The organism is Pseudoalteromonas sp. AS71 (genome assembly GCF_038900275.1).
In the GTDB taxonomy this organism is placed as follows: Bacteria; Pseudomonadota; Gammaproteobacteria; order Enterobacterales; family Alteromonadaceae; genus Pseudoalteromonas.
On record NZ_JBBMQZ010000006.1, the window covers coordinates 167,710 to 189,477 of the forward strand.

Annotated in this window: 15 protein-coding genes; 7 read left to right on the top strand and 8 right to left on the bottom strand. The window is 40.3% G+C overall.

The features are described 5' to 3' along the window. Positions 1 to 427: 427 nt before the first annotated feature. The 5 genes from WNY98_RS06600 to WNY98_RS06620 all read left to right on the top strand — a co-directional run bounded on the left by WNY98_RS06600 (position 428) and on the right by WNY98_RS06620 (position 4,836). Entirely contained in the window at positions 428 to 1,915 is a 1,488-nt protein-coding gene (locus WNY98_RS06600) for a hypothetical protein (protein WP_342877446.1), read from the top strand. Positions 1,916 to 2,150: 235 nt separating this feature from the next. Further along, the gene (locus tag WNY98_RS06605; RefSeq protein ID WP_024600640.1) at positions 2,151 to 2,489 is read left to right on the top strand and encodes a hypothetical protein; all 339 of its coding nucleotides are present in this window, start codon (positions 2,151 to 2,153) and stop codon (positions 2,487 to 2,489) included. After that, positions 2,482 to 3,822 (top strand): SPFH domain-containing protein, encoded by a 1,341-nt coding sequence (locus tag WNY98_RS06610; RefSeq protein ID WP_076925962.1) that lies wholly within the window; start codon positions 2,482 to 2,484, stop codon positions 3,820 to 3,822. Before WNY98_RS06605 ends, WNY98_RS06610 begins: the two co-directional genes overlap by 8 nt. Before the next feature lie 151 nt (positions 3,823 to 3,973). Continuing rightward, positions 3,974 to 4,243: a YrhK family protein gene (locus WNY98_RS06615; protein ID WP_342875108.1), complete on the top strand. Its 270-nt coding sequence runs from the start codon at positions 3,974 to 3,976 to the stop codon at positions 4,241 to 4,243. Positions 4,244 to 4,320: 77 nt separating this feature from the next. After that, positions 4,321 to 4,836 carry a M23 family metallopeptidase gene (locus WNY98_RS06620; protein ID WP_342877447.1) on the top strand — a complete coding sequence of 172 codons (516 nt, stop codon included), beginning with the start codon at positions 4,321 to 4,323 and terminating at the stop codon, positions 4,834 to 4,836. Here the strand turns inward: WNY98_RS06620 and WNY98_RS06625 are convergent. Both WNY98_RS06625 and WNY98_RS06630 read right to left on the bottom strand, forming a co-directional pair. Then, a complete protein-coding gene (locus tag WNY98_RS06625) occupies positions 4,833 to 6,002 on the bottom strand; it encodes an MFS transporter (protein ID WP_342877448.1) in 1,170 nt (389 codons plus the stop codon). The genes WNY98_RS06620 and WNY98_RS06625 overlap by 4 nt on opposite strands. A 302-nt stretch (positions 6,003 to 6,304) precedes the next feature. Continuing rightward, positions 6,305 to 7,252, bottom strand: coding sequence for a sodium-dependent bicarbonate transport family permease (locus tag WNY98_RS06630; RefSeq protein ID WP_342877449.1), 948 nt, complete (start codon positions 7,250 to 7,252; stop codon positions 6,305 to 6,307). A gap of 146 nt (positions 7,253 to 7,398) precedes the next feature. Here WNY98_RS06630 and WNY98_RS06635 point away from each other — a divergent pair, with 146 nt between their 5' ends. Then, positions 7,399 to 8,343, top strand: a complete 945-nt coding sequence (locus WNY98_RS06635) for a LysR family transcriptional regulator (protein WP_342877450.1) — start codon at positions 7,399 to 7,401, stop codon at positions 8,341 to 8,343. A gap of 19 nt (positions 8,344 to 8,362) precedes the next feature. Here WNY98_RS06635 and WNY98_RS06640 read toward each other — a convergent pair whose 3' ends face one another. The 3 genes from WNY98_RS06640 to WNY98_RS06650 all read right to left on the bottom strand — a co-directional run bounded on the left by WNY98_RS06640 (position 8,363) and on the right by WNY98_RS06650 (position 12,326). Continuing rightward, entirely contained in the window at positions 8,363 to 9,364 is a 1,002-nt protein-coding gene (locus WNY98_RS06640; RefSeq protein ID WP_024594396.1) for a LacI family DNA-binding transcriptional regulator, read from the bottom strand. A 74-nt stretch (positions 9,365 to 9,438) separates the two neighbouring features. Then, positions 9,439 to 10,965, bottom strand: coding sequence for an MFS transporter (locus WNY98_RS06645; RefSeq protein WP_165734926.1), 1,527 nt, complete (start codon positions 10,963 to 10,965; stop codon positions 9,439 to 9,441). A 32-nt stretch (positions 10,966 to 10,997) separates the two neighbouring features. Continuing rightward, positions 10,998 to 12,326, bottom strand: a complete 1,329-nt coding sequence (locus WNY98_RS06650; RefSeq protein WP_342877451.1) for a GH1 family beta-glucosidase — start codon at positions 12,324 to 12,326, stop codon at positions 10,998 to 11,000. Positions 12,327 to 12,566: 240 nt separating this feature from the next. Between WNY98_RS06650 and WNY98_RS06655 the strand changes: the two genes are divergently transcribed. Further along, positions 12,567 to 15,143 (top strand): glycoside hydrolase family 3 N-terminal domain-containing protein, encoded by a 2,577-nt coding sequence (locus tag WNY98_RS06655; protein ID WP_342877452.1) that lies wholly within the window; start codon positions 12,567 to 12,569, stop codon positions 15,141 to 15,143. A gap of 314 nt (positions 15,144 to 15,457) precedes the next feature. Here the strand turns inward: WNY98_RS06655 and WNY98_RS06660 are convergent, their stop codons facing one another. From WNY98_RS06660 to WNY98_RS06670, 3 genes are all read right to left on the bottom strand, one after another. Next, a complete protein-coding gene (locus tag WNY98_RS06660; RefSeq protein WP_197186022.1) occupies positions 15,458 to 16,945 on the bottom strand; it encodes a tryptophan halogenase family protein in 1,488 nt (495 codons plus the stop codon). Continuing rightward, entirely contained in the window at positions 16,938 to 18,488 is a 1,551-nt protein-coding gene (locus WNY98_RS06665) for a tryptophan halogenase family protein (protein ID WP_342877453.1), read from the bottom strand. Before WNY98_RS06665 ends, WNY98_RS06660 begins: the two co-directional genes overlap by 8 nt. Before the next feature lie 102 nt (positions 18,489 to 18,590). Beyond that, positions 18,591 to 21,557, bottom strand: coding sequence for a TonB-dependent receptor (locus WNY98_RS06670; RefSeq protein ID WP_342877454.1), 2,967 nt, complete (start codon positions 21,555 to 21,557; stop codon positions 18,591 to 18,593). Positions 21,558 to 21,768 lie beyond the last annotated feature (211 nt).

Below are 21,768 nucleotides of genomic sequence, written 5' to 3' on the forward strand. Positions count from 1 at the left end.
CTGCCTATCACTCAAGCCCTTTAGATTGGGTGCCTGTAGTCCATATTGGTTAATAATAGCTGGCATTTGTTATATTTAATTAACAAATGTAAGAGCTAAATATAACATGCTGTGTCACTATATAGGTACAGGGCATGTTAACTTATTGCCATCCCCCCATAAAAATTCAATAAATTTCTGTTGTTTAAATTTATACCAACCTGCATAAATCTTTGAGTAATTTAACAAATTAAATTGCACTATAACGTCGTTAAAATTTTATTTAGAACAACTAGATACAAAAATTTTTGCCTCGTTCTAGCATAATTTTCTTAACGTTAACTAGATCCCATATATAAGCAGATTGGCATTACTTATTTTGTATTAAAGTAATTTATAACAATATGATTTTTAATAATAATTAAAGTGCAAAAAAGGAAGTCTTTGTATGTTTTTTAAAAAAAGTCAGTTAGCTATTTCATTAGCGTTTACGCTAGGCCTTGTTGGATGTGGTGGCGGTGATAAAGCGGCCGTTGTAGAGCCAGTTGTAGCTAAGCCAGATCCTATAAAAGTAGATCACGTAGAAGTTAACACTATCTCTCTTACAGGAAAGGTTATTGATGGTTATGTATCTGGTGCAATAGTATGGCTGGATATTGATGGCGATGGTACTTTTGACGAGCAATCAGAACCTTCTGTAGTCTCTGAAGAATCGGGTAATTATAGTTTTAATTTTACAGAAGAGCAGGCGCTGTGTGTGCCGTATTCAACTATGTATGTTGATGTACCTGTTGGCGCAATTGACGAGGATTTAGGAGAGGTAACACAAGCGTATCAAATGTCATTTCCGCCCTCAATTGAGGCTTTAACTGATGAAGACATTCGAAATATATCACCTTTAACAACCGTTATTTGGGAGCAATTGAGCCTTCAATTACAAAAAGTTGGTAGCAATAATTTAAGTTGTGATGCACTCAAAGAAAATACTGAGTTACTTGCAAATCTTCAAAGCGAAATAACAAATGTTATGCAAAACTTGGTAGCGCATTATAATTTGTCGACTGAACAAATGTACTCAGATTTTATTGCCAATAGTGACAGTGATGCTTACGACAGAGCACAGGCGATTGTTAAAGGACTAAAAGCTGCCTATAAATTCAAGCAAGAGCTAGATGCTCAGTTTCCTGATGCAGAAGAAGTAAGAGCAGTGATTTACCAAGACACAGCAAAAGATGCAGAGTATGGGTTTGAAAATGCATGGTACCGCGACAAAGTTATTTTTGGAGGCGCTGAGCTTATTTATGAGCAAGTAAAGCTTCAAAATACAGACGAACTCGACAAAATTGACGTTATTTTGTCTCGATTGGATTCAACAGATACGCCTTGGGGCGAAGAATCATTAAATGGAAAATTAACAGTTAGGGACGATGTTTACATTAACGCCGATCGTACTTACCGATGCTCTAGCATTGAGAACGTTAGTTTTGAGCAAAGCAATGTGCTTTATGGCGTTGATAATACAAGCCCATCGGTTAACTTTCCTACAGCAGATGAATGCGTTAGTGCTAATTTAGATACACCGTTCGAGCGAGGTTTTAGCATTAGCTATACTGAGTCAGGATCGTTTTATCAAACTGACTTTGCCTTTAGAGAAGAAAATGCCGATTTTCAAACATTATCTAATTGGGTAAATGTTAAAGACAAAGCTGCTGATTTAGAAACTCAAGATTTAGTTACTGTACTCGCTGCTATGCCCTATAAGTTTGATGACGAAACATCTATTGATGCTAGCTTTTGGCGTAAATACAAAACCACAGATAACGTACGTATTACGAAAACAATTGAAGGGAAATGGTTTAGAGATACCCGCCAAGAAGATGGAACAATGCTGCATGAGTGCGGTGAAAATGGTGTTGATTGGGTGCAATGCGAATAATTTAAAAAGCACTTTAATAAATATTAGTTTAATGCCTGTCAGTTAATAACTGACATGCATTTTTTTGTTCAAAAAAGCTTACTTTTACGTGCAGTTTTATTATATACCTGCTGAACTTTATTTTTAATCTGTTTTTTACTCGGGTTTACTGTAAAATTACTGGGTTAACATTTGTTAAGCAGTGCTTACAATTGTTATTGCTCGTTAAGTATTTAAACTAATTTAAGTAGAGCTTATGATTTTTTATATTATTGGGTTAAGTTTACTGGTTATTATTTTATGCGTTGCACTTTATGTAATTTACAGCAACGTACATAAAAGCCGGGTAAGAAAATCCAAGGAATACAACGTACTGTTTGATAAAGACACGATAGTGGATGATTTAATCACTCAACTAACAGAAAAAAATCAAACACAAGAAAACCAAGATAAAACAGCAAAAGGTAAAGAAGAAATCCTTGCAACATTTGTTGAGTTACATCGCTCTGGTAGCTTTTGCGCACATTTGAGTGAACAGGAAATTATTTACTTTGTTAAAAAGAAATTAAACATGGAGAGTAGTAAAAATGGATAGCGAAAAAGCAGTCCCAGCAGTAAAAAGTGGCTCATTTATGAGTCGATTTGGTCGTCGTAATGTAATTGTTGTTTCATCAATTGTTGTTGTATTAGCGGTAATTGCAACGCTGACATCGCAAGTTGTTTCATGGAATGAAGCTGATGAGCGTTTAGTCCATCAATCGGCTTTTACAGGTAACTTAACCGTAATAAATCAAGCCGGCCCTTATTTAAAAGCGTTTGGTACTACATCGGCTTATAAAAAAGTAATTTCGATTAATTTTACGGGTGACGCAGGCGCAACAGCAAGCGCAATTGTACCGCTAATACCCATTCGATTTTTAGATACGACAACGGGTGGCGCACGCGGTGTTTCTCGTTTTAGATTGCCAGGCAATGTACCAGCAGCAGAATCGGGTGCTTTACGTGGTTTACTTAAAATACACGAAGAGTTTGGCTCACAAGAAACGCTAATATCTAATTTATTAATGCGTGCTACCACTGAAAATGTAAAAGCATCGGCGCGTATGATGTCGGTAGAGCAACATTACTCTGGTGGTAATGGTCAATTGAGCCAAGATTTTGCTGATCAATTAACCAACGGTATTTTTGTTACTGAACAAATTATTAGTACGGGTGAGCGCGATAAATCTGACGATTTAGGTAATTTAAGTAAACAGCAGCGCGTCACTATTAATATTAAAATGGACGATGAAGGTAATACACTGCGCAATGCACCTATTTTAGGCGCTTATGGTATTACAGTAGTTGATGCCAGCATTATTGATATTGACTACGAAAGCAAAGTAAACGCTCGCCTTGAGGCGCAAAAGCAAGCAGCTGCAGATGAAGCGCTAGCGCGTCAAAATCTTAAAAAAGCTGAGCAACAAGCACGAACTGAAGTGGCTTTAGGTGAACAAGCAATTGCTAAGCAACGTGCTGAATCTGAAAAACTGAAAATTAAAGAGCAAATTGATGCTGAGCGAATTAAGGCAAATGCCATTATTTCTGCACAGCAACGTGTTGCTGTAAAAGCGGAACTTGCAAAAGAGCAAGAAGAGATTTTAAAACAACAACGCCTAGAAGCATTAGGTATGGACGTTTTAGCTGAGGCTCGTTTAAGAGCTAAGTCTGCGGCACTTGATCCTAAGTATGTATTTGATGAAACGCTAAAAGCAGAAGTTAAAATTCAGACTGCTTTATTTACAAGTTTAGGTAATAGCCGTTTAGTGCCTGAAATTGTAATAGGCGGGAGCCAAGGCGAGCAAAGTAATGGCTCTGAATTTATGCGCTTATTAGCCGCTGATGCAGCACTAAGTCTTAAAAAACGTTTAGAAAAAGATAAAAAATAAACAATAGTTAAGTATTGTACAAACAATAAAAACGTTGGCTGAATCGCATTGGCCAACGTTTTTTATTGCGTAAATTTTGTTATTGTATGGTGCGGCTTAGCTTGTGAAAACAAGCTTTTTAAATTATGAAATAAAAGAGTGAGCAGTACTTATGGACTCCAGCAGTAATCAGTTTATTTTAGATTTAGGGCAAGAGCATATTACCATCCAGCGGCGTTATGAAGCGCTGGGTGCATTTAACGATTTTTTAATTGCCGTGTGGTTTTTAATTGGTAGTTTTTTCTTTTTAAATGACTCATTAGTAGAAAGTGGCACATGGTTGTTTATAGCGGGCAGTGCTCAATTACTTATAAAGCCTGTTTTAAAGTTGATCAGCTTAGTACATGTTAGTCGGGTATTTCATTCAAATAAAACAGCATAAATACGACTCATGATGAGTTCAGTTATTATGGCTAATAATTTACCAGTATAAGTTATTTAAATATCAAGGATAGAGCAGTGAAAGTACTTAAGTGGATTGCAATTGGAATAGCTACTTTATTAATTATAGGCTTACTAATTCCCGAAAAAATAATGATTCCGGTACAAGGTGCTACACCTAAAGATTGGAACCATAATACATTTTGGTATGAGCCTTGGGGCAGATCGGGTGTGCACAAAGGAATTGATATTTTTGGCATAAAGAACACTCCAGTAGTTGCCTCAACAAACGGGATTGTTATATTTGCAGGTGAATTAACTCGTGGTGGTAAAGTGGTTGCGGTGCTTGGGCCTAAATGGCGTATACATTATTTTGCACATTTAAATGACTACTCGGTAAGTGCTGGTGATGTTGTAAGCATAAACAGTCAAATTGGCTTGCTGGGCGATACCGGAAATGCCGCGGGGAAGCAGCCTCATGTACATTATTCTATTTTATCGTTAGTGCCCATGCCATGGCTTTATACAACACAAAGCCAAGGCTGGAAAAAGATGTTTTTTTTGAGTCCGCACGACAATTTAAAAACTACTTAGCCTGCAACTGGGGTTTTACCCGCGCGAATATTTTTAATGCTTTTAATAAACATATAAATGCAGGTAGTGATTAAACAGCCTGCTAAATAAAACACAATACCGTTTGATGCATCAGATAAATTGGCAGCAAGCATAGGGCCAAATACCGAACCAATACTGTAACTTAAAAGCATAACCTCAGTTGCTGAGACTATTTTTGCCATTGGCAATGAGTCGCACGCAAGTGTTATAGCAATCGGGTAAAGTGCAAAGCTGCACGCGCCTAGTATTAAGTAGCTCACTATTAATCCTGCTAAAGTGTTTGCTTGTAATATACCTACAGCACCGGCTGCGCCTACTAAACAAAACATACCCATCAGTAAGCTTTTTTCAAGCCGAGTAGATAAGTAGCTCACAAGCGGCTGCACGACCATGCCGCCTAAAATAATAACCGCCATAAGTGTCCCTGTGTACTGAGCTTGATCAGTCTGTGCTGCAATATAAACAGGCATTAAGCCGTAAATAGGGCCCAGTAATAAGCCTGATGCTAAGCATCCAAGCATAGCTGGGTGGCTTAGTGATTTTATTTCTTTTAGTGGTAGTTTTTCAAGATGTTGTTTTTCTGGCTGACCTTTAGTTATTAATAAAGGCGCTAAAATAGCTAAAAATAATAACGAGGCTACAAATAAATAAGGCGTTGAACCTTCGGTGCCAAGCGGCCCTATAGCAAGTTGACCAACCGCGCTGCCCCCATAAAGAGAGGTCATGTACAAGCCCAAACGTTTTGCACGCGACTTTGCGGTATTGGTCATTAATAACCAAGACTCAACAACGACAAATACACCGGCAACAGCAACACCTGCTACAAATCGTGCAATTAACCAGTTAACGGTATTTGATAGTGCAAGTTGTGCAAGCACGCTGACTATTAATAAGCTTAAAAATAATATAAATGCGAAGCGATGACCAATTTTTACCACAATGCGCTCTATTGTGGTTGCGCCAATAAGTAAGCCAAAGTAAAAAATGCTCGCAAGCCAAGGCGCTAGGTTTTCATCGAGTTTGAATGCGGGTAACGACAGTGGAATAAGGCTCATTAAAAAGCCGGATGCGATAGCAAAAAACGACAGCCCGATAACAGGCGCTAAAGGGTTGTTAGAAGTGCTTGTGGCGGCTAATTCTGCCATGTGTGTTTATCGACTCATCAAGGTAAATAACCACTGTTTTAAAGTTTTAGAGGTTACTTTAATAATAAAATTTGCGCGAATTTAGAGCCAAATTAAAAATAAGTAAAGTGATATTTTATTAAACAATATAAATATATTTTAAAACGATCGTTTTGGTAAATTATCGGATCGATTATGCTTTTTATTGTAGTGTTTTTATGTAGATATTGTTTTATATTTGTGAGTATTTATTAGTGTTAAACCCTATGTAAAATAGGGTTCAACAGTTTTTAAAGTGATAAAATTAACATTTATTTATTTGTTTATTGCATTGCTAGTGCAAGGTGGTGATATAAACCAATACCAACAATCACATTAAACGGGAAAGTTACACCGAGAGAGCTCAGCATAGCAAGACCAATATCGGCTTTAGGAATTGCCGCTTTTATTGCTGCGGGTGCGGCTATGTAAGAGGCGCTGGCTACTAAACTTCCCAATATAACTACCGAGCCTAATTCTAAATTTAAAAGTGTGCCTACTGCTGTGCCAATCGTACCTAAAAATAGCGGGGTGACAATAGCAAATACCGCGAGCTTCCAATGTTCCCAGGGGAAAGGGCGAAGAGTTTGCGCGGCTACTAAACCCATTTCTAGTAAAAATAATGCAAGTACAACTTTAAAGCTACTGGTTAAAAGGCTCGTTACTTGGCTACCTTGCACCGTGCCGTACATCATACCTATTACGACACCACCGATAAGCAAAATGACACTTTTGTTCGTAAGAGTTTCGTGCCAAAGCGCTTTTAACGATGGTTCACTTTTTTGGCTGTTTTGTTTATCAAGTTTTCGGTAAAGCAATAAACCAACAATGATTGCAGGGAGTTCTAACATCACTAAATACAGGGTTACTTCTGCACCCACTACCAATTTAGCCGATTCGGCATAGGCAAGCGCTACAGCAAATGTCCCCGCACTTACTGAACCATAATGCGCGGCAATGCTGGCACTATTAGCAACAGAGAGTTTAATCACGTATTTTAAAATAGGGTAAAGCATCAGTGGTATAAGTGCGCCAAGTAGCATTACTGATCCCATTTCGGGCAGTAGTTGCCAGCTTAAGTTACCGTGTAGCACCATACCGCCTTTTAAGCCGATGGTTAACATGAGCAATAAGCTTAATGTGTCGTAGGTGGCTTTTGGAATGGCCAAGTCAGAGCGTAAAATACCCGCGACTAATCCTAAAATAAAAAACATAACAACAATATCTGGCACAGGCTTTCCTTACTAGGTGGTAAATTAAGTGGCGCTATTGTAGATAAAATTTTGTATAGTAAATAATAAAATAAATGCGAGTTATGTATAGATAAATATCTATAGCTTATTTATTAAGTGCAGTTTGTTAGGTTTATGAGGTAGGTATGGATTTACGACATATATCGTTTAGGTTGCTCGAAGTATTTATGAGCGTAGTTAAAACGGGTTCAATAAGCGAAACCGCAAGGCGCTTACACCTAACACAGCCAACGGTATCGCTACAAATAAAGCGATTACAAGAAGCGGTAGGTGAGCCGTTATTACTTATGCAACAGCAAAAGCTACACGTAACCGATGCCGGGCTTGAGCTATTTAAAACCTGCCAACAGGTATTTGGTCATTTTGAAGACTACCAAGATTTTTTAACCGAACTTAATGGTGGATCGCGCGGACGTTGTAAAATTGCCATGGTTAATACGGCGCAATATATTTTACCAAAATTACTTGGCCCCTATAGTAATTTACATCCCCACGTTGAACTTCCGCTTGAGATTGGCAACAGGGCAGAGGTGCTTGATAGGTTTGAGCGAGGAGAGGACGATATTTATGTATTTAGCCACCCGCCGTCGCTTGAGAGCGCACAAGCTGCGCGCTTTTTGCATAATCCACTTGAATTTATAGTGCCACTAAACCACCCGCTAGCTCACGTAAAAGCCGTTAAATTAACTGATTTAATGCAGTATCGCTTTTTACTCCGAGAAAATGGCTCAGCGACCCGTATGTTATTTGAAAGCGAGTTACAAAGCCGAGGCTTAGTGCTGAGCGATAGCGTACAAATGGCGAGTAATGAAGCAATACGTGTCGCGGTTGCATCGGGGATGGGCATTGCGGTTTTATCACGCCATGTACTTGCAACAGACGATACAAGTTTTAAAATTTTAAACGTAACCGATACCCATTTAGCGAGTCATTGGTATTTTGTAATGCGAACAGATAGGCACATATCGCATGCTGCACGTAACTTTTTAAAGTTTGCGCAGCAGCACGTAGAGCAATATTTAGGTACACAGTGGGTGCGTAATGAGTTACATAACTTAGATTTAAACTAGATTTAACTTAGGTTTAAAGTTAATTAATGTCGGGTGTTGAGTCTCTTAAAATAAGCTTTGGCTGAAACACGTGCTTTACTGTTATGCCGCTTTTTTTATAAATGTCTTTAAGTACTAAGTTAGCCGCAGCTCGGCCCATTTCGGGAACTGGGTTATCTATTGTAGTAAGCGTTGGGTAGAGGTAATTGGTAAAAATTACGTTATCGAACCCAATAATGGCTAAATCTTTTGGTAGGTTAAAACCGTGTTCGCGGGCGTATTTCATAGCACCCGATGCCATTTCGTCATTGGCACATACAAGAGCAGTTATTTGCGCTTTATTTTGAATAAAATGCCTTAAGCCGTCGCTGCCACCAGTTTCTTTAAAGTCACCTACATAATATAAGTTTTCGTCAAAGGTGATGTTGTATTCTGCTAGTGCTTGTTTGTGACCTTTTAAACGATTTGACGCATCTTCTTTAAACTGCGGGCCTGCTATGTACGCAATGTTTTTATGACCTTTGTTGATCATGGCTTTAGTGGCTAAGTAGCCGCCCATTACGTTGTCGAGGCTAATGCAGTTTTCTTCAATTTCTTTAACGTAGCGGCTCATTAAGTAAATAGGGGTTTTGCCCTTACTTAACTCAATTAGATACTCGTTTGATACCGCTTCTACGTGGGCAATAATAGCGTCGCAATTACGGCCTATTAAAAATTCAAAGCCGCTTTTTTCTTTTTTCTCGTCACTGTGCCCAGGCGTAATAATAACGTGTTTACCCGCAATACGAAGGTGCTCTTCAATGGCTGACATCATTTGACCAAAAAACGGACCATCCAACTCCGAAACTAAAATACCGACGCTGTTTGTAGTGCTAGAGGCTAAAGAGCGTGCAATAGAACTTGGCTGATAGCCTAGCTCTTTCATTGCTTCTAATACCTTTTTTTTAGTTTTTTTGCTTACGTAGTCGTTGTCGTTAAGTACCCTTGAAACAGTTGATAAAGACACACCTGCCATTTCTGATACTTGATAAATTGTCGCCATTGATGTCCTAGCTTATATGTGTTTTTACTCGCGCTTTATAAAATATAAAGCGCGAAGGCTCATTAAAAGTTAATTTACACATTACTGCGTCTAATTGCTAAGTCTTCTGTTATTTTTTGCGTCATTGCTGAGGTAAGCGGATAAATAAGCATCAATGCGGCGCCTAAAAAAGCAAATGCGGCAGGTATCCAACTCATAAGTAACTGCATGCCAGGTAGAGCTTGGGTAATTGTTAGCTCATCCATGCCGTTATAACCGTAGCCTGCAAGTACCACTAATACTAATGCACCTGCAAAACCACCACCGGTTTTTTGCACAAACGTACCCGCAGAATAAATAAGCCCTGTTGCGCGGCGTTTATTTTTCCACTCTGAGTAATCGGCTGAATCGCCAAGCATACTAAAGAACAATGTCGGCATCATGGCGGCAAAAAATTCAGCAGCGCAACCAAAGGTAAATACTGCAACTAGGTTATCGCTAGGTACCCAGTAAAATGCAGTAGTGAGTAACCCGCTTAGCATTAATGATGCAATAAAGAGGTTTCGTTTACCCATTATTTCGGCCAGTTTACCTGTGGCAAGTGCGCCTAATATAGATACAACCAATAAGGCAATAAAGTATTGCCCAGCCATGAGTTCATTAGCTACGTGGTATTTAAAGTAATATGCAATTACGCCGTATTTTATGCCATTAAACATCATGGTTAAAAAACCAATGCCGAGTAACACCAACCAAGGTTTGTTGGTCAGCAGATCAACCATGTCGCGCTGTGAACCTGTTAGGCTTTGCTTATCTTTATTGAGTAATTTTTTAATAACGAATGTCATTGCTGCCATAACAAGGGCAAAAAATACGCCGCTGTATAAATCGCGGTAATAAAAAAACAAGGTAGTAGCAAGCAAAGGTAGGATTATAAATGGCAAGCTTTTGGTCAAATCAAATAACTCTGATTTTAAATTGCCTTCATTTGAGGCGTGCGGTGTTACACGCTCTTTAGTGGTCGCAAACGTTATAATCATTAAAATAATAAGTAAGCTGGCAAATAAGTACATAGTAAGCTGATAGCCTTTAGCGTTGTCGCCGCCACCAAAAAAAGCTACTAGCTCAGGTAAAAAACCCATAACCAATAAACCACCAGTAAACGCACCTGCAAACCTAAAACCAGAGAGCTTTGTGCGCTCTGTATCGTCTGGTGTCATAACGCCCATAAGTGCCGAGTAGGGTACGTTACTTACAGTGTAAGCAAGCGTTAAACCAATGTAGGTTACGTAGGCATAAATAAGTTTGTTGGTAGTGCTAAAGTCGGGGGTAGTAAAACACAACACCATAAACAAGCCCAAAAATGGTGCCGAGTAGAGTATCCACGGGCGAAACTTACCAAAGCGCGACTGCGTTCTATCGGCAATCATACCCATAATAATATCGGTTACGCCATCAGATAGCCTTACCACTAAAAACAACATGGCAGCGGCAGCCGCCGATATGCCAAATGTATCGGTGTAAAACACCGCTAAATAAGCAAGCGCGCCGCGCCACACTAAGTTAGCGCCGGCATCGCCCATGGCGTAACCGACTTTTTCGTATAAAGGGAGTTTGTTCACAGTGTGTGTTCTTATTGTTATAAGCCGATAATTTATCGGCTTGTTATGAGTTTAGTGTACGCCTTACCGCTGGCTTTAACAGTTCGTTTTTGTGTGTTGTAGTCTACGTGTACTATTCCAAAACGTTTTAAATATCCTTCAGCCCATTCAAAGTTATCCATTAAGCTCCAAGCAAAGTAGCCATCTACTTTTACGCCTTGCTCAGCTGCGTTATGTAGGGCATTTAAATGCTCGTGGTAATATTCAATACGGTCGTTATCGTTCACTTCACCGTCTTTAAATTCGTCAGCCATGGCTGCGCCATTTTCGGTAATATAAATAGGCGGTAGGGTGTATTTTTCGTTTAACGATACAAGTAACTCTGTAAGTGCTTTAGGATAAATTTCCCAGCCTATATCGGTCATTGGTGCTTTATGTGGCAGCTCATGGTAAAAGTCGGTTTCGCTTGCTTGATAATGCATGCGGGTATAAAAGTTAACCCCTAGGTAATCTAGTGGTTGAGCAATTATTTCCATATCGCCATCCAAAATATCAGGGCGGTGGGCTTTAGGTAATTGCGAAATGATATCTGGGTACTTACCTTGCATTACAGGCTGCATGTACCATTGGTTTATGTAGTCATCAGCAAATGCAGTCGCTTTTAAATCTTCTTCGCATTGGGTAACTGAGTAACAAGGCGTAAAGTTAAGTACAATACCGTTTAGTGTATTTGGGCTGTTTTTAGCAAGTACTTGCATAGCCAATCCGTGGCCCAGTAATAAGTGATGCGCAGCTTTACGACCAAACTCGCGACCTACAATACCCGGCGCATGTACGCCTATTTCGTAACCTAAGTAAGAGCTACAAAACGGCTCGTTTAAGGTGGCGTACGAGTGTACGCGGTCACCAAATGCTTTTGTAATTAAATCTGTGTAATGCGCAAATTCGTAAGCGGTGTTACGGTTTAGCCAACCACCTTCATCTTCAATGTGTTGTGGTAAGTCCCAGTGGTACAGCGTTACAAAAGCTTTAATGTTACGACGTTTTAATTCATCTAAAATGTCGGTGTAAAATTTAACACCTGTCGGGTTTAGGTGGCCATTTTTAGTCATTACGCGCGGCCATGAAATAGAAAGTCTGTAAGCGTCTACACCTAATGACTCAATTAAGTTTATATCGTCTTTCCAGCGAGTGTAGTGCTCGCAAGCGATATCGCCATTTGAATTATCGACTATTTTGCCTTCTTTACTGCAAAAGGTATCCCAAATACATGGCAAGCGATCGGTTGCGCCGCCTTCAATTTGAAATGAGGCCGTAGCTACACCATAGGTAAAATTTTTGGCTAAAAGGGGTGAGCCACTAGGTAAAGATAATTGTTTCATTAAGAGAAAACCTCTGCTTCTTTTTTGGTAAAGGTTGCTTTGTATATAGCGTGTATTAAATCTAATATTGGAAGCGCTTCCATATTTAATTTGATTAATCACTAAGGATGGTATTTAATAACTTTAAGGAAGCGCTTCCATATTTAGGTTAGTGGCTATTGCTAAGTAGGTCAATAGTTAAATTTAAATAACAAATAGGTGCTGCACAAAAACACACTGACACAACACAGGGCTATAAAAATGAAAAAAAGCTTAAACACTTATAGGTTACGAATGCTACCTATTTTAATAGGCGGATTATGCGTTCTAAGTGCGTGTAATAAACAAGAAGCTAACGCTAATAATAACGAAAGCGCAGTGGCCAAAAATGCTGAGCATGAGCAAGGTGATTTATCACTTTGGCCAACGCTTAAAAGCAAAGTAGTGAAAACGCCTGAAATTGAAAATACGATTGCACAATATTTAAAAACAATGACGCTTGAGCAAAAAGTAGCGCAGATGATCCAACCTGAAATCCGCGATATAACCGCTGCCGACATGCGCAAATATGGCTTTGGTTCGTATTTAAATGGCGGTGGCTCGTTCCCGAATGCTAATAAGCATGCAACGCCTGCCGATTGGATAACACTTGCTGAAAGTATGTATCAGGCATCGGTTGATGACTCAATTGATGGCAGTAAAATTCCAACTATGTGGGGCACTGATGCGGTACATGGTCATAATAATGTGATTGGCGCGACATTATTTCCGCACAATATTGGTTTAGGTGCTGCTAATAACCCCGCATTAATTGAGCAAATTGCAGCAGCTACGGCAGTAGAAGTAATGGCAACAGGCATAGATTGGGTATTTGCACCAACAGTTGCTGTAGTGCGCGACGACCGATGGGGTAGAACGTACGAAGGCTACTCAGAAGACCCTGCAATTGTACGTGAATATTCAGCCGCAATTGTAAACGGATTACAAGGCAGAGCTGGTGATGACTTTTTAAGTGACAAACGCGTAATTAGCACTGTTAAGCACTTTTTAGGCGATGGTGGCACGGTAGATGGCGACGATCAAGGGGACAACATTGATAGCGAAGAGACGTTATATAACATTCATGCGCAAGGTTATATAGGAGGCTTAACCGCAGGTAGTCAATCGGTTATGGCATCGTTTAATAGCTGGAATGGTAAAAAAAATCACGGCAATAAATACTTACTTACCGATGTACTAAAAACAAAAATGGGTTTTGATGGCTTTGTTGTAGGCGATTGGAACGGGCACGGACAAGTTGCCGGCTGTACAAATGAAAGCTGCCCGCAAGCTGTTAATGCCGGGCTTGATATTTTTATGGTGCCAACGGGTGCTTGGAAACCACTTTATGAAAATACAATTAAACAAGTAAAAGCGGGCACAATAACAATGGCGCGAATAGATGACGCCGTGGCACGTATTTTACGCGTTAAATTACGCGCGGGTTTATTTGATAAACCAAGCCCCGCAAATCGAAAATATTCAGGTAAGTTAGAACTAATAGGTGCACCTGCACATCGCGATATTGCCCGCCAAGCGGTACAAGAGTCGTTAGTACTGCTTAAAAACAACAACCATTTATTACCGCTTAACCCGTCAAGCAACATACTTATAGCAGGCGATGCGGCTGATAACATAGGCAAGCAATCGGGTGGTTGGAGTATTACGTGGCAGGGAACTAATAATCAAAATGCAGATTTCCCTGGAGCAACGTCTATTTATGCCGGATTAAAAGCGCAAATAGACTCTGCTGGCGGCAACGCTATTTTAAGTTCAACGGGTGAATTTAATACCAAACCCGATGTAGCCATTGTTGTATTTGGTGAAGAACCATATGCAGAGGGGCATGGCGATAAAGACAACCTTGAGTTTGAACGTAACAATAAACGCTCTCTTAAAATATTAAAAACATTAAAGCAGCAAAATATACCGGTTGTTTCTGTGTTTATATCGGGCAGACCAATGTGGGTTAACAGCGAGCTAAACGCGTCAGATGCATTTGTAGCAGCATGGCTTCCTGGCACTGAAGGACAAGGCATTGCAGATGTTTTATTAGCGGATGCGAGTGGGCAGATACAGTACGACTTTAAAGGTAAGTTGTCGTTCTCATGGCCTAAATCGCCACTGCAAACCGCAGTAAATAAGGGCGATGCTGATTACTCACCATTATTACCCTATGGCTTTGGTTTAACGTATAAAGATGAAAGTACGCTTGCCAATAATCTAAATGAAGACTCAGGTGTTGATATTAGTAACCTTGCGCCGCTATCTATATTTAATGGCAGCTTTAAAACACCGTGGCGTTTGTTTTTAAATTCAAACAGCGAGCAGCACCAAGTAGCAAGTAATAGTGTAAAGCTTGGCGGCATTACTTATCGCACTGAAGACAAAGCGATTCAAGAAGATGCGATGCAATTTAATTTTGATGGTACGGCAGCCAGCTACATCGAAATTAATAGTAACTTTACCGAAGACAAAGTGGCCTACATTGAAGCAAATTCGGCCCTTAGTTTTAGCTATAAAGTAAACCAAATACCTAGCTCGCATACATACCTTGCAATGAAGTGCGAACAAGGTTGTGGTGGCGAGCTTGATATTACTAATGAGCTTGAAAATGCTGATTTAAATACATGGCAAACCATGAGTATAGATTTAACCTGTTTTGCTAAAAAGGGCGTTGATTTTGCCAGAGTAACCAGCCCTTTTATTATTAAAACAGCAGGAGAGCTTAGCGTTTCAGTTGCAGATATTAGCTTTGAGCCACAAAGCGCTAAAAGCGCCGTGGTTAAGTGTGAATAATAAAACCTAAAGTTGTTGTGTGTAACCAAAACCCTGAGGGCATGTTGATCTTTGTGGATTGAAATTTGTTCAATCTAGGGGCAATTTAATCGCGGCGAGAGGTTTGTAACCTAGTGGGCTAAGTAAAAACCGAGCAACAAAGAGTAAACTGCCCCTAGGCAGAACCCTACGGGCAGCGCATGTTTGGCATTTATGCTACGTTATCGCCTATTTGTGGGGAATAACCACACTACATAGGCTCTGCCTTGCCTAAAAACCAAACATACTGCTGCAAATTCAACCACCAAAGAACAACACGCCCTAATAAGGGTTTTTTATGCTGGGCAATATTGTTTTAAAAACTCATGGTGAGGCGGTAATTGGCTAACGCGCTGTTCTATTTGCTGTTTAATACCGTGTAAAAAACGGGTGAGTTCTTCATCGCTCATCATGCTGGCTATTAAGTGATGTTGATTAGGCTCAATACCTTGACCAAGCATAACTTGCACCCACGAATCGACTCTAAAAATGTCGCCATCGTCTAAAAATACACGGCCAGTTTGCTTAAACAAATCAATTTTATGCTGAAGTGTTTTTGGCACCTCCATCGCACTACAGTGTTGCCAAAACTCGCTGTCATCGCGATTAGTTACTTTGTAGTGCAGCACAATAAAGTCGCGAATATTTTCAATTTCGCTTTTAAGCTGTTTGTTGTATTCGTCAATGGCGTGATTGGTAATGCCATTAAACGGAAATAAACGCATAAAGCGAATAATACCCGACATAATTAAGTGAATGCTGGTGGACTCAAGTGGTTCAACAAAACCGCTAGCAAGGCCAAGCGCTAGGCAGTTTTTGTTCCAGCCTTTTAAGCGACGCCCTGTTTTAAATTTAATAATACGCGGCTCTGTAAGCGCCTCGCCCTCAATGTTATTTAATAGTAGCGCTTTGGCTTGTTCGTCATCCATATATTGGCTGCAATAAACTAATCCGTTACCTACACGGTTTTGCAGCGGTATACGCCATTGCCAGCCGCTTTTGTGGGCAATAGATCGGGTAAGTGGCAATACGGTATCGCTGGTGGATTTTGTTTGCACGGCAATGGCGCTGTTACACGGTAATAAGTGCGACCAGTCTTCGTAGCCAGTATGCAATGCTTGCTCTATTAATAAGCCTCTAAAGCCGGTGCAATCAATAAAAAAGTCGCCATTAATATACTCGCCACTATTTAAAGTTAATGACTCTATATGGCCTGTTTTAGTGTTTTTTACTACTTTTTGTATTTTGCCTTCAATACGTTTTACACCTAACGGCTCTGAAAATTCACGTAAAAACTGCGCGTAACGCGTGGCATCCATATGGTAGGCATAGTTAATGGGGTTTTGCTGATTAAACGCAAATTTACCGGCTTTAGCCGCTTGCAGCTCGTAGCAGTAATCGCCAAATGGGTTGTTTATTCCAAGTGCTTTTCCTTGCAGCCAAAAGTGATGAAATTCACCCGCCCAACATTCTTTGCCCGTTGCGCCAAATGAGTGAATATAATGCGTGTTTTCATCGCCCCAGTTTTCAAAGCTAATACCTAATTTAAAACTAGCTTGAGTGGCTTTCATAAATGCTTGCTCGTTTATACCCAGCAATTTATGAAATGTACGAATAGGCGGAATTGTTGCTTCGCCAACACCTACAGTGGCAATATCGTCAGATTCAACAAGGGTTATGTTTATATTGTTGCCAACTAATTTAGCAAGTGCTGCTGCAGCCATCCAACCTGCAGTGCCGCCCCCAGCAATTACTACGTTTTTAACAGCGTTTGTTTTAGTCATTATGTGGCTGCCCATTATTTGATAAAAGATGATTTAAAAGCGCGCGATTACTTGGTAGTCCGTTTAAACACTGCGCTATTTTTTCGCGGTTTTGCTGATAATAGTAATCCCCTACACGTGGGTCGTTAAATGCATTTTGTGCAGATACTGTTTGTGTATTAAAGCCCATGCCATATAAAACGTATTGGTAACTGCTTGATGAAAACACTTCTTCGTTTTCAATAAAATCAAAGCGGCTAGGGGGCTGAAACTGCCAAAGTTTAAGTAAGTTTTGCAGGCGCTTGGGCGCGGTATTTAAATTACTAATATCTTGCCAATAAGGAGTGTCGTCGCGCTCGCTTAGCACATAATGAAGCTTTAAAAATTCAGTAACGCGCTGCCAACGCGTGCTAAAACGATCATTAAAACGCGTTTCAAGCTGGCTCATGTGTGTGCGGTTTTGCGGGAGTTGTTCGCTTATCATGCTAATTGAAAGCTCAACCATGGCAAGTGCTGACGCTTCAAGTGGCTCTAAAAAGCCAGCTGACATACCCACGGCAACACAGTTTTTAATCCAAAATTTTTGCCTGTAGCCGGGGCTGAATTTTAATACGCGGTAGTTAAGTTGCTCAGCTTGTTGCTCACTGGTACTTTTAGCTATGTAGCTTTTTAGAGTATTTGTTGCGCTTTCATCACTTTGATATTTACTACTAAATACATAACCTGTGCCACGGCGCGTTGGTAGGGCTATATCCCAAATCCAACCGTTACTTTGCGCAGTAGAAAGCGTTGCAGAGGCGATTGGCTGATTGATGTGTGCATTAGGTACTTGCGCTGCAACAGCGCTGTTATTAAATAAAATATGATCTTGCGCTATAAACTCACTATTAAAATGCTCACCAATTAAACGAGCACGAGAGCCTGAGCAATCTATAAATAAATCACCTGTTATATCGCCATTATTATTTGTTTTTAATGAGGCAATATAGCCATGCTCGTCGTTAATAACCTCGGTTACATCGTCAGTAACATGTGTAACGTTTAGGTTTTTAACGCAGTGATTTTTTAAAAAATCAGCAAATTTACCCGCATCTAAATGATAGCCATAGTTGGTGACTGCTGCGTATTCGGGTATTTGTAATTGCTTTGGCGCAAGGGCTGCTTGGCATACAAAGCTTTGCATATTAACAATGTCGGCAAATTTTTGGTTAGGTGCAATGCGTTGCCAGCTGGCGTGTAAATTGGTTTGCTCATAGCCTTGTGGATTCATAAAAGGGTGATAGTAGTTTTCTCCCTCGCTGAGGTTGCGCCAATTTATAAATTTAGAACCTTGCTTAAACGACGCGTCGCACTGGGTTATAAAATCAATTTCTTTAATGCCAATACGTTGCAGCGTGTTACGCATTGACGGCCACGTACCTTCGCCCACGCCCAATATAGGCACATTTGCCGACTCCACTAACGTTACACTAAGGTGCGGGTGTTCGGCGGCTAATAAACCTGCACTTAGCCAACCGGCAGTGCCACCACCTAAAACGACTATTTTTGTTATTGATTTGGTCATGAGTTAACACCCTAAAATTGATAACAATTAAACTAGCATTAATACTGTTTTAAATACAAAAAAGCCGCTAGTAAAAACTAACGGCTTTACTTTGTATTACCTTTAGAAGTTGTAACGCATACCAATATTGTAACGTGCGCCTAGCTGTTGTAGGTTCCACAATTGAACTGAAGTACGGCCATGTTCGCGGCTGTTTTGCTCAGTTATGTTAAGGCCTTCAACAAAAAACGAGAGTTGCTCGCTGTAGTTGTACGCAACATTAAAGTCGATTTGATAATATTCTTCAGTAAAGCCTGGCTCATTAACGTATCGAGCTGCGCTATTTAAAAACTTATCACGCCAGTTGTAAGCAATACGCGCTTGAAAATCATCGTTTTCGTACATTGCAATAAAGTTAGCTGTATCACTTAAACCTACCAATGCAAACTGTGTAGTAGTAGGGTCGGCGTTTACATCAAAGTCTATGTCGCCATTAACAGTGGTGTAGTTTGCTTGCACACCAAAACCGCTTTCACCAAAAAAGTGCTGAAAGGCAACTTCAAAACCATCAATAGTGGCATTTTTATTGTTGGTAGGTACTTGCGCTGTAAATTCTAGTAGTGGGTCATCGCTGTTAGCAATTACATCGTAAGCGGCTTCAAACTCTTCGTAGGTCATAGAGTCAAAATCAACGTTATTTTCTGTTGCGGCAACCATTTGAAATAAGTTTGAATCGGTTAGGGCAAGTCCGCGAGATTCTAGTTCAGCAATCGCAGCTTGTGCGCGAGGGCCAGCTGTTGCATCGCGTAATCCGTAGTAGTTTTGCGTCATTGGTGTTAAACCAATAAAGTTTTCGATGTCTTTAGTGTAGTAACCTACCGACACATAACTTGTTTCTGCAAAGTACCACTCAGCCGATACATCAATATTGTCTGATTCAAGCGGCACTAAGCCAGGGTTACCCGTTGACGCTGTAGCCGGTGAAGAACCCGCTAAAAGAGTAGGGGCACCCGGTACACCAACAGTCGCTGCTGAACTTAAGTTGTCGTAAGTTGGGCGAGCAATTGTAGTGCTATAAGAAAAACGCGCTTTTACGTTTTCGATTACTTCAATGTCAAAGTCAAAGCTTGGTAAAAAGTGATCGTAGCTAGATTTAAGGGTGAAATCTTCTTTATCTGAGCCAAAACGAACGTTAAAGTCGTTATTACCTTCCCACGCTACTGCGTTAGGTAAGTCGATATTAGCCGTTGAGGTAATGTCGGTAGACTCTTGGCGCGCGCCAATAACAATGTTGTATGGCATATCGCCAATGTAACCGTTGTAAGTAAATTGCACAAACGCTGCAGTTATATCTTCTTCAATGGTGCGGTTAGTTGCAAATGCGCCATCGGCTGCAAAGTTAAATCCGTATTCTTCACCTGCCCAGTAACCAATTTGCGATGCGCTGCCGGTATAACCTTGGTTGTACGAACCCGATGTATCGTAGTCGTCAAACTCAGCTAAAAAGTTTGTTGGGTTTAGGTAGCCATCAGGTAGTTCGCCTGGGTTTTCTATACCCCAGTTACCCATTGTATTACGTGTAAGTGATTGCAGTGAATGGCTTTCCATAGAGCGAGACTCTATACCAAAGTCAATTGCGCCGTTTTCAATTTCGTATTTACCATGGATTCTAAATTCCGTGATTTCAGACTCTTGGCGAGCAAAGTTAGAATCTAAAATAGACGTACCCACATCAGAGGCATCTAACGTGTTATTACAATTTAGGTTGTCTCGGCGACAATCATCAAAATCGATACTCATTGATGGCAGTTCGCGGCTAAAATCAACTTCTTGTGCGTTAACTACGTTTGCGCCCAAGCCTGCGTTTACCCAGCTGCCGTAAGGTGCATCTGGTTTGCTAGTGGCTTTTGAATTGTGCGCATCAAACATAAAGCTCAACTCAGAGTTAAAGTAGTACTCAACGTTTAAACCAATAGAGTCGTTTTGGTTAACTTGGTTTAGCTCTTGAAACGCTAAGCCTAAATCGCGTGTTTGCTGATCGCGACGTTCTTCTCGGTAATAAATAGGGGTTTTTACCGTGTTATCGTCAAACGTTAGCGCGCTTTTGTAGTTATCCATCCATATTGATTGCTCAGCACGGGCTTCGAATAAATCTTGCTTAGAATACGTGTAATCAAGCGTGGCTGTTAAATCGTCAATTGGGCTGTATTGCAGCGTTAATTGCGCGTTTGTACGCGTACGTTCTCTGTCGGCAATGGTGTAGCGCAAATCTGATGGCATTGAATAAAGCTGACCAACAGCGGGTGCATTAGTTAAAACAATATCGTCTGCTGCTTGTGGGATTGTGCCGTCAAAAGCAGATGTATTCCATTGATTTACAAACGCACCTGTTGATGAGCTATCGCGCTGTTGCATGCTTGCAGTTAACGAGGCGCCAAATTTAGCTTCACTGTCGGTCCAGCTAATTAAGCCCGAAAGCTCTGGTGTTATGTCATCACCAACGCGGTTTGTTGAGTCGTGTAATGCTTTTACACCAATGCTTGAAACAAAGCCTGGGTTATCAAGTGGGCGAGCGGTATTAATATTAATTGTTGCGCCAATACCACCTGATGCAATACTTGCTTTACCCGTTTTATATACTTCAACCGATTTAACGCTATCAGATGCTAAATTTGCAAAATCAAAAGCACGAGAGCTGGGTGTACCGCCGCCTGAAGGCAATGAAGCTGCCGGCATAGTTCGACCGTTTAGGGTTACCATATTGTAGTCGGGGCCAAAACCACGAACTGTTACTTTAGAGCCTTCACCATTTGAGCGATCAATCGACACACCCGTAATACGCTGTAGCGACTCTGCTAAGTTGGTATCTGGGAATTTACCAATATCTTCAGCTGATATAGCATCTACAACGCCTGCAGCGTCGCGTTTTAAACGAGTAGACTCTTTAATACTACTTTTAAAACCAGTAACTTGAATTACTTCAACATCTGTATTTGCTTCTTGTGCATATACAGGTAAAGAGATTGATGCGCCTAAAATCAGAGATAGGCTGGTTGCTATCTTTGTTTTTCTTACAATATGGTTAGACATTCGGTTTCCCTCGCGCTTTTATCATTATTATTAACAGCTTGTATGGGGCTGTTATTGTGTAATTGTAAACATTGTCAAATGTGTGGAAGCGCTTCCAGAAAAGCCTATTTAATTTATCTTTGTGGAAGCGCTTCCAGAAATGCTAGTTTAAATTTTAAATAGGGTCAACTATTGTTTTAATAAAATGAGACTAAATTGTTTTCAAAATGTG